Raw genomic sequence first — 10590 nt, forward strand, 5'->3', positions numbered from 1 at the left:
CCAGTGTATTCAAACAGGTAGTCAGCATTTCCTGGTTGCTGATATGATTGTATTCCTTGAAGGACTTAACGAAAGGGATGCGTAGTCCGCCGATGATAGCGACCTTTTTCATAGTGAAGCACTTTAACTAAAGTTAATGAATCTGTATTAAGCCAACAATCAGTCCCGGTATTTGTTTATGCGGTAACGAAGTAAGGTGGCCGGCCGTTCACTTGGGTGTGTATCCGGAATATACGCTGGGACCGGGTAGTTTTTTGTGGCCCGCTGTGATCATTTTTGTGATGGTGCTCATCACCATCAGCGTGAAGTCGGTACGGGCTGCCCTGGCTAATCTGGTATTGAGTTTAAAGCGTGAATGATGTTTTACAGCGAGTAAATATGGTTCACAGGATTGGGTACAGGCTTACCTTCAAATGCCGCGATTACATTTAGTGCGGCGATGCGCGACATGGCATTCCGTGTTTCCAGTGTAGCAGAGCCTATATGTGGTAGAATAGCTACCGTAGGCATGTCCAGCAAGGGATTGTCTGCTTTCATGGGTTCTGGATTGGTGACGTCCAGCCCGGCGCCCCATATCTGCCCTTGCTGCAATGCCGCCAGCAGGTCTGCTTCATTATGAATGCCACCTCGTGCCGTGTTGATAAAAATAGCACCAGGCTTCATTTTGCTGAAAGCATCTTTATTGAATTTCTCTTTTGTTTCTGGTGTGAGGGAAGTATGTACGCTGATGACATCACTTTGTTGCAACAGCTCATCGAACGATACAAACGTGGCATCCAGTTCTTTTTCTGCGGCCTCATTTCGATGACGGTTGCAGTAAATTATTTTCATGCCAAATGCAGCACGACAACGTTTAGCCATCACCGTACCGATATTGCCCAATCCCCATATACCCAGTGTTTTTCCTTCTACGTCAATACCCAGATTAGCGGTAGGTGTAGAAAATCCCCATGCTCCCTGTCCGATTCTTTTATGGTGATAGAACGCTTTCCGGGCAACGGATAACATTAATAAAAAGGCCGTATCGGCAGTGGCATTACTCAGTACCCCGGGCGTGTTGGTAATTTGTAATCCCAGTTCTGTAGCGGATTTTACGTCTACGTTGTCGTAGCCTACGGAGAGCAGTGCAATCACTTTTAAGTGCCGGCACTGCTCCATAAAAGGACGATCTATTTTTCTGCCACCGGCAAAAAGGAGGGCATCATTTTCATTACATTTCACGATCATTTCTTCCAGGGTAAGTTCTCTCATTTCTGTCCACTGTGTAACGGTGATGCCTGCACGCTGAAGGATAGTGAGCCCTTCTTCCGGAATTACCCTTGTTGTAAATACCTTCATATAATATTTTCTTTTTGTGATGCCTGATTAGTGATGGCCGGTGATCGCTGCGGTCAGCGCTTTCACGCGCTGTTTACGCCGGGAATATATTTGTCGTTTACATAGTTTCCATATTTCAAACCATCCTACTGATAGGACGCCGATACCGGCGCATATCAGTAATTCCGGGAGCTGTAATGCGGCTATACTGAAGAAACGCGCCACTGGCGGAACGTATAACATAGCGGCTAGCAGCAACAGCGTAATCAGAATAACGCCTGCCATTAATTTATTGCGGTTGCGCATGCTGCGTATAAAGGAATAGTAGAACGAACGGTTTACCAAGGTAAGAAAAATGTTGGCGAGTACCAGCGTGGTGAACACCATACTGCGGGTAGCTGTCTCATCATATCCCTGTGAAATGCTCCACTGGTAGGCACTTAACACACCTGCTGTAATCAGCAGTCCCTGTAATATGCTGATGTTCATTTCCCGGAAGCTGAGAAAAGTTTGTGTAATAGGACGTGGTGGTTGCAACATGGCATTGGCTTCCATCGGTTCATTTTCATATACAATAGAACAGGTGGGGCCCATGATTATTTCAAGAAAAATAACATGTACGGGTGTAAATATATTTGGATAGATCCAGCCGAGAAACAGGGGAAGCGATACGGTAAGAATGATCGGAATATGGATGGAGATAATGTATTGCACCGCCTTTTTTATATTGGTATAAATTCTCCGGCCAATACCGATGGCATCTACCATGCCGCTGAGGTCATCGTTGATAAGAATCAGTGCTGCGGCCTGTTTGGCGATTTCTGTTCCTTTCTTTCCCATGGCAATGCCGATATGTGCCGCCTTCAATGCAGGGCCGTCGTTTACACCATCGCCTGTCATGGCCACTACCTCCTGGTCTGCCTTCAGTGCATTGATGGCGGCAAGTTTGGCTTCAGGAAACATGCGGGTGAAAATATTGACAGACTGTAATGCCTGCCGCATCTGTGTAGCATCCATCTGCATAAGCATGTCGCCATTGATGGCTTTGTCTGCATGTTCCAAACCTGCCTGTTGCGCAATAGCGCAGGTGGTGACAGCATTATCGCCGGTAATGATTTTTACCGCGATCCCTGCCTGGTAAAAATGACTGAATACTTCGCCAATATTGGCTTTGGGCGGATCATAAAATGCCAGTAACCCAACAAAGGTAAAGGGGATATCCTGTTGGGCTGCGGGATAGTCGGTGCCGGAAAAATCGGCTGTAGCAACTCCCAGCACCCGATAGCCTTTTTGTGCCAGCGCATTTACCTGTTCATTGATTTGTTGTTTGTTTATTTCCGGGAGATGAGAAACCGATATGATGGCTTCCGGTGCTCCCTTTGCCGCCACGATGCGATGACCCGCTTCGTTTTCAAAAATATGTGTCATCATAGGCGGTTTACCTGCTAACGGATACTCATGTACGATTTTATAATCAGCGCGCTCATCTGCGGTCGTCATTTTTTCGTACAGCCCATGCAGTGTTTTCTCCATAGGATCAAAAGGTACCGGCTCACTGGCCCACATGGCCATGGTAATCACATCTGCCGGCAAATGGTCAGCGTCGTACAGCGAATGATCTGCCGCGCGATAAATGGCGGGCAAACTCATTTTATTTTCCGTGATGGTACCGGTTTTATCTGTGCAGATGATCGTGGCACTCCCCAGCGCTTCTACCGTACGAATCTTTTTTACAATGATGCCTATTTGCATGAGTCGGCGGGAACCCAGTGCCATAAAGGTGGTAAAGGCAACGGGTATTTCTTCCGGCAAAATAGACATGGCCAGTGTTAATCCTTTCAACAGGCTGTCGGTTAAGCTGCCGCTGCGGATATAGTTAAATAGCCACACCGCCAGGAAAACGATCACACCGGCTACGGCCATCCATTTCACAAATTGTTGAATCTGCAACTGTAAAAGCGTAGGCTCTTCTTTTATGTTTAGAATAGATGCGCCCAGTTGTCCTATTTTGGTTTGTGCGCCTACCTGTTGTACTTCACAAATAGCCAGACCAGATACTACCAGGGTACCGCTGTATACACGGTTATCTTCGGCGTCTGACTGTTTAAACACGGCATAGGCTTCCCCCGTCAGTGCAGATTCGTTAACGGAGAAATCGTTGCTGTGTACAATCACCCCATCGGCGTTGATAGTATTACCTTCAGATACCAGCATCATATCGCCGGTAACGATTTCGCTGGTAGGAATACTTTTCGCCACGCCGTTACGGATTACTTTACTCAATGGCTCATTCATTTTCTCCAGCGCTTCCAATGCCTTGCGGCTGCGGCTGTCCTGGTAAAACGAGATGCCTGATACCAGTGCAATGGCTGCCAGCATAAAGTATGCTTCTCCCAGTTCTCCCATTATAAAGTAAATAACGGTAACGGCTATCAGCAGCAGTAGCATGGGTTCTGCCAGGATTTCCTTTAACAGGTGCAGGAGCGGGTTACTATCGGAGACAGGTGGGGTATTGCTGCCATACCGTTGCCTGGCGGCGGCCACTTCCGCATCATCCAAACCTTTAATGTACTCCGGTAGATTCATCTGTCCTGCCATGTAAGTAGTTTTAGTGAAGAGTGCTTCACTAAATTTACGAATTATGTAATTGGATTATTACATTTACCTTCTTTATAATACTAACAGTGAAACAAATGAAAACTAAAAAGTTACTGGCAGGGCTATTCCTATGCCTGTCTTCCACGGTGTTTGCGCAGGACTATCCCGCTGTGCAGCAACTGGCGCAACGCCGGGTGCCGTGGCTGGCAACATCGCTGGTGTTGAAAAGTATACCGGCAGAAAATGGTAAAGATGTATTTGAAATAGCCACCCCCGGTAAGGAAGTGCGTATTACCGCCTCCAGTGCCAGCGCCGCTGCTGCAGGGCTCAACTGGTACCTGAAATATTACTGTCACCGTTCCATGTCGCATATGGGAGATAATCTTTCTCCGGTGTCTCCACTGCCTGCGGTAAAAACGCCGGTGCATATCAATACGACTTATGACTATCGTTATGCGCTGAACTATTGTACCATCAGCTATACGATGAGCTATTACAACTGGAAAGACTGGGAGCATGAACTGGACTGGATGGCGCTGAACGGCGTAAATGTGATGCTGGCCACCATGGGTACCGAGGCCGTGTGGCAGCATACGCTGGAACGTTTGGGCTACAGCAGCGAAGAAGCGCGGCGCTTTGTAGCAGGACCAGGCTTTACGGCGTGGTGGCTCATGGGCAACCTCGAAGGCTGGGGGGGACCGGTAACACAGCAGATGATAGATCAGCAGACCGCCCTGGAAAAACAAATACTGACACGCATGAACGGATTGGGTATTGCCCCCGTTCTGCAGGGCTTCTATGGCATGGTGCCGGTGAGCCTGAAAGGGAAAATGCCGGTGAAAGTGGTGGAACAGGGCAAATGGGCCGGCGGCTTTCAGCGACCTGATTTCCTGATCCCCGGCGATAGCAACTTCACTAAAATTGCCGGCATCTACTACGAAGAACTCAAAAAATTATACGGCAGTCATATCCGGTTTTTCGCCGGCGATCCTTTTCATGAAGGCGGTATCACACAGGGAGTGGATGTAACGGCTGCTGCCGGCATCATTCAGCAAACGATGCAACACCATTTTCCGGGTAGTACCTGGGTATTGCAGGGCTGGCAGGCCAATCCTTCCGGCGCTTTGTTAGCAGGACTAGATAAGTCGAAGATACTGGTGCAGGAACTGTTTGGCGAAAATACTGCCAACTGGGAAACCCGTAAAGGATATGAAGGCACCCCCTTTATCTGGTGCAGTGTGAATAACTTCGGAGAAAAAGCAGGACTGTATGGTAAGCTGCAACGTTTCGCAGATGAAACCTGGCGTGCTGCACATAGCCCCTATGGTTCCCTGTTTAAAGGCGTAGGCATTATGCCCGAAGGTATCCACAACAACCCGGTTATTTATGACCTGATCCTGGAACTGGCCTGGCATCGGGAAAAGGTGGAAGTGAAAGACTGGATAAAATCATATGTGCGTTACCGTTATGGTACCGACAATGCCCAAATACAGGCCGCGTGGCAGGGATTGGTGGCTACTGCCTACAGCAGTTTCCCACAATACCAGGAAGGGCCTAATGAATCCGTCTTTTGTGCCCGTCCTACCCTGAAAGATGTGCCGGTATCTTCCTGGGGTACGCGTAAACGTAATTACGATACCAAAGCTTTTGCCGCAGCAGTAGCCACTTTCATGAAGGCCGCTCCGGCGATGAAAAATAACGCTACCTATGAAATTGATGCGATCGATTTTCAACGGCAGGTGAATGCCAACCGCGGAGAAGAAATTTACGCGGACATGGTAGCAGCATTTACTGGAAAAGACCTCGTTGCATTTAAACAAACTTCCGGTAGCTTTTTGTCGCTCATGCAGCAACAGGATCTGTTGCTCAATGGCAACAGGCATTTCCGGCTGGATACCTGGGTGAGTGCCGCACAAAATCTGGGGCAAACACCGGCAGAAAAAGCATTGCTGGTAAAGAATGCGAAAACCCAAATCACCTATTGGGGGCCGGATAATCCAGCTACCGATTTGCACGAATACGCCAATAAGGAATGGGGTGGTCTGATGCGCAGCTTTTATATTCCCCGCTGGAAAATGTATATCGCGGCGCTGACCGATCAGTTGCAGGGCAAGGATACGCCGACGCCTGACTTCTTCCAGTGGGAGAAGAAATGGACGGAGCAGTAAGGAGCGAAGGTTGTCTTTGTTCAGGATTATACTGATTTTGATGATTTTGATGATTTTTTTTGAGGGGATTGGAAAAGATTTTAAAAGGGTTAGCAAAGATCTATTAGGATATTCATGTTGATCTTCGCTAATCCTTTTAAAATCTTAAAAAATCATAAAATAAAATCCTGAAAATCGTCAAAATCAGTATAATCCTGAACAAAGACAATATTCGCTGTTCATAAATGAACGCAGCACGTGCTGAATTGGACAGGATTCCGGCTACTTAAATATGTAAATGATTGATTATCATAAGTGCCGTAATCCGGCACTTTTTTTATTTATAATGGGCAAATCCTTATGCAATGTTCAGGAACTATTGTAAAATCGCATTCAGAAGCCTGGTGAAAAACAGATTCACTTCGTTTGTTAACATCGGTGGTTTGGCGATCAGCCTCACCAGTTTCCTGATTATTTTATTGTATCTGAATTACGAACTGAGTTACGATCAGTGGGACCCTTCTTTAAAACAGGTGTACCGCGTATCCCGGCAATCGGCCGGCAATTTTGCGAACAACCCTGCACCGGCGCCGCTGGCGCCTTTCCTGCAACAGCATATGCCGGAAATAACGGCCTATACCCGTGTACAGCCATCTGGTAATTATGAACTGCTGATCAGTCATGGTAATAAGAAATTATATCAGAAAGATGTGTTGATGGCAGACAGTGGATTTCTACAGGTATTTCCCTATCGCCTGCTGGCGGGCAATGCCGCTACGGCATTCCGGGAGCCGGCATCGGCGCTGCTTTCGGAAGAGGTGAGCCATAAGTTGTTTGGCAATGCAGACCCTATCGGCAAAGTGATACAGATCTATAACAACATACCTTTTACGGTAACCGGCATCATCGCCATGCCGGAAGGTCCTACCCATTTGCATGCCAGCATGATTCTCCGCAATCCGATGACGGCCGGCATTGACAATGCCTGGAGCAATATTTCCTATATTTCGTATGTGCGTTTGGGTAAGCCAATGCCGGTGGCAGCACTGGAAGATAAGGTGAATCGTATTTTTTATGAGTATCATGAAAAGAAAGGCAATCAAAGCTATGCTGCTTTTTTGCAGTCAGGGCAAACCCCTTCACTGTTGACCGATCCGGTTAAGGACATCCATAATTTTCCGCGATTTGGTAAAAGCCCTTTTAAAACTACCATGATCCTCTTCCTGCTGGCGGGTTTGCTGCTGTTGAGCGGCGCGCTGAACTCCAGCAACCTGTCGCTCGTAAAAACATTGCAGCGCTCACGGGAAGTAGGCGTACGAAAAGTGCTCGGTTCCAGCCGTAAACAAATACTGGGGCAATTCCTGTTGGAGGTATCTATACAGTGCAGTATCAGTCTGTTGCTGGCCATTGGCTTATGTGTGGTGATGTTACCGGTATTTAACCGTACGTTCGACCTGTCGTTATCCTTCTTCCGTCAAATACAATCCTACAGCATGTTATGGCAATGTGCGGCTGCTTTGGTGGCTATTGTGCTGATTTCAGGTTTATATCCGGCATTGATATTTGCCCGTCAGGGGGCGACCGCTGTGCTGAAAGGTAACTTCAGTATGGGCGCCACCGGAAAGCGTTTTAGTCATTCGCTGATTGTTGTGCAGTTTGCGGTATCTGTGTTTTTCATTGTCAGCGTACTGGTGATGGCTCATCAGATGGATTTTATGAAGCACCGGGATATTGGTTTTAATCCTGCACAGGTAGTGCAGATAGAGGCCATGCAGCAAACGCGTGAAAATGATTTTGGAAAAACCAGGGCCAAACTGTTGCAGATCCCGGGAGTCATCGCCGTTTCCAAAACAACCGCTGTTCCGGGGAGTGAAAATGTAGATACCTCTTCCACCACATTCAGGTATGGTGGTGGCAATAAATCGCTTACCTCGGTGCGGGTGAGCAGCGATTTTTTCCTGACCCTGGGCATACAGATATTAATGGGGAGAGCATTTAGTGATGAACATCCGGAAGATCAGGACAACACCGCTATCATCAATGAATCAGCTGCCAGAACGTTGGGCGTGACGGCGCCGGTGGGTTCGAGGATCAGTTTTGCTGCCTGCGACAGCATACCTTATGAAATTGTGGGGGTGGTAAAGGATTTCCAGGTACAGGGTTTTGATAGCTACATCCGTCCTACATTGTATAGTATTTCCAATGCACATTGTACTTACCAGTCGGGAGGCGCCTTGCTCGTGAAAGTAAATACCGCCAACCTGGATAAAACCCTGGGAGCTATCAATAAGCTATGGGAAACGGTGGAACCAGGATTCCCCCTGCGCTACTCTTTCCTCGACGATAATTTCCAGCAGCTCTTCAGCCATTACAGCCGGGTGCGATATATTATTTATGTGTTTACCGTGATCTCTATTTTTATTTCTGTGATGGGCTTATTGGCGCTGACGGTGTATATCACGGAGCAGCGTACCAAAGAAATCGGGATCCGCAAGGTGTTGGGAGCCAGTGTAGGAGGTATTGTGGCTTTGTTGTCAAAAGATTTCCTCAAACTGGTGATCTTATCCGCCATTATCGCTACGCCGGTGGCCTGGTATTTACTGGAGCGCTGGCTGCAGGATTTTGCTTATCATGTACAAATCAGCTGGTTGTTGTTTGCGCTGGCTGCCGTAGGGGCTTTGCTGATTGCCTTTGCTACGGTGGGTTTACAGGCATGGCAGGCGGCCCGTGCTAACCCGGTTACCAGTTTAAGAGCGGATTGATTCGCTGTGAAATGGTGAACAGAAAATGTGCTGGTGTGTTAATTATAGTTAAACAAGTTCTCTGTGCTTATCAAGCGGCACAGAGATTGTGAGATTGTTTTTATCACATCATCTGTCACAACTCTAACTGTCAGCATTTCATATGCAGGAATCAGCGGAAGATAATCGGTTTATTGCCTATATCGTAGCAAATAAATGGATGGCCTTTGCCATTGCTTTCATCATTTTACTGAGATTTTCTTTTATCGGTGTAATGGGCGCTATGCCCCAGGATGCCTATTATTATTTTTACGGGCAACATTTCGCGCTTTCCTATTTTGATCATCCACCGGCTATTGCCTGGATTTTGCGTGCATTTACCGACTTGTTTGGCCGGCATGTGTTTGTGATCAAGCTGGCCGATACCCTCGTCACGATAGGTACCCTGCTGGCGTTTTACCGGTTGTCGCGTTGCTTCCTTTCCAGGTCACGGGCCCGGAATGGGTTGTTATGGCTGTATTCCACATTGATGGTGACTATTTTATCGCTGGTATCTACGCCGGATGTACCCTTACTGTTTTTTTGGTGCCTTTCTCTCATCGCCGTTTACCAGGCGGTATTTGAAGAAAGAAAAGCATATTGGATATGGGCAGGAATTGCTATGGGACTGGCTTTTGATAGTAAGTATACCGCTATATTTTTGCCTGCAGGTGCCGTGCTGTATCTGTTACTCTCGCAGCAGCATCGCCGGTATTTATGGTCGCCCTGGTTTTTTATCAGCATCCTTTTATTCTGCCTCACTATTTTACCGGTGGTAATCTGGAATGTGGATAACAATTTTGCCTCTTTCCGGTTTCAGTCTTCCGAACGGGTAGGAGGGATAGAATTCCATCCGCTGGACTTCTTCGGCGTCATTGGCCACCAGGCAGCTATTCTCTTGCCGGTATTACTGGGTGTTTTGTGTTATTACGGCTATAAATTTGTGCGTAAATACAAATGGCATATTACGCGTATTCCGGCGTCACAACTGTTTTTGCTGTGTTTCTTTGTTCCCATTTTCGGCATATTTCTCCTGATATCTCCCATCTACTGGGTGAAGATCAACTGGATGATGCCGGCGTACATAACGGGTATTATCTGGGTGAGTACCTGGGTCACTTTAAAATACCTGCGTTGGCAGTGGATTTGTTCCCTGGTGGTTCACCTGGCGCTGGCGGTAGAAATCATTTTTTACCCGGTACCTATTCATTCTGATGATACCATGATAGGTTGGAGTGGCTTAGGCGCAGGTGTAAAGGAGCTGGCAGCGGAATATCCGGATGATTTTATTTTTTCTGCTGATGATTACAAAACCAGTGCGATGCTCAATTTATACCTGGGGCGCATGGTGTATTCTAAAAATATTATGGGGGAAAATGCCTTGCAATTTGATTTTATTGGAACAGATATTAATGCCCTCAGGGGACGAAATGCTATCTTTATAAACTCTCTCACGGATGTAAATGATGCTGTAGATGAACTGGCCTTTATAAAAAAATTATCTCCTTTCTTCCACGCTATTACTCCCCTGCCACCCATTGTAGTAAAGCAACATGGCCGTGTGGTCAGGAAGTTCCTGGTATTCCGCTGTATGGATTATCATCCGCCCCTACTGAAAGATTGACCATGATCATCTCAAAAAATGATCACCATCATTGTGCCGGATAATTCCCGTCATTGTTCAGTAATGCAAACAGGGGTAGATTTACAATAACAATCGGATATCCACCTGGATTTACGGGTGTACA

Annotated in this window: 5 protein-coding genes; 3 read left to right on the forward strand and 2 right to left on the reverse strand. The window is 47.1% G+C overall.

What is annotated here, in order from left to right; translation table 11 throughout:
- Window positions 1–363: 363 nt before the first annotated feature.
- Window positions 364–1338 carry a D-glycerate dehydrogenase gene (locus tag VIP81_RS02720; protein WP_331956943.1) on the reverse strand — a complete coding sequence of 325 codons (975 nt, stop codon included), beginning with the start codon at window positions 1336–1338 and terminating at the stop codon, window positions 364–366.
- Window positions 1339–1365: 27 nt separating this feature from the next.
- Window positions 1366–3915, reverse strand: a complete 2550-nt coding sequence (locus VIP81_RS02725; protein WP_331956944.1) for a cation-translocating P-type ATPase — start codon at window positions 3913–3915, stop codon at window positions 1366–1368.
- A 95-nt stretch (window positions 3916–4010) separates the two neighbouring features.
- On the opposite strand from VIP81_RS02725, the gene VIP81_RS02730 reads away from it, so the two are divergent.
- The 3 genes from VIP81_RS02730 to VIP81_RS02740 all read left to right on the forward strand — a co-directional run bounded on the left by VIP81_RS02730 (window position 4011) and on the right by VIP81_RS02740 (window position 10466).
- Complete coding sequence (locus VIP81_RS02730; protein WP_331956945.1) at window positions 4011–6083, forward strand: alpha-N-acetylglucosaminidase; 2073 nt, start codon at window positions 4011–4013, stop codon at window positions 6081–6083.
- Between the two features lie 344 nt (window positions 6084–6427).
- The gene (locus tag VIP81_RS02735; RefSeq protein ID WP_331956946.1) at window positions 6428–8824 is read left to right on the forward strand and encodes an ABC transporter permease; all 2397 of its coding nucleotides are present in this window, start codon (window positions 6428–6430) and stop codon (window positions 8822–8824) included.
- Window positions 8825–8966: 142 nt separating this feature from the next.
- Window positions 8967–10466 carry an ArnT family glycosyltransferase gene (locus tag VIP81_RS02740; protein ID WP_331956947.1) on the forward strand — a complete coding sequence of 500 codons (1500 nt, stop codon included), beginning with the start codon at window positions 8967–8969 and terminating at the stop codon, window positions 10464–10466.
- Window positions 10467–10590 lie beyond the last annotated feature (124 nt).

Source organism: Chitinophaga sp., from assembly GCF_036566945.1.
GTDB lineage: Bacteria > Bacteroidota > Bacteroidia > Chitinophagales > Chitinophagaceae > Chitinophaga.

Coding starts and splice junctions, on each gene's coding strand:
- VIP81_RS02730 (WP_331956945.1), top strand. CDS start 4,011: ATGAAAACTAAAAAGTTACTGGCAGGGCTATTCCTATGCCTGTCTTCC.
- VIP81_RS02735 (WP_331956946.1), top strand. CDS start 6,428: ATGTTCAGGAACTATTGTAAAATCGCATTCAGAAGCCTGGTGAAAAAC.
- VIP81_RS02740 (WP_331956947.1), top strand. CDS start 8,967: ATGCAGGAATCAGCGGAAGATAATCGGTTTATTGCCTATATCGTAGCA.
- VIP81_RS02725 (WP_331956944.1), bottom strand. CDS start 3,915: ATGGCAGGACAGATGAATCTACCGGAGTACATTAAAGGTTTGGATGAT.
- VIP81_RS02720 (WP_331956943.1), bottom strand. CDS start 1,338: ATGAAGGTATTTACAACAAGGGTAATTCCGGAAGAAGGGCTCACTATC.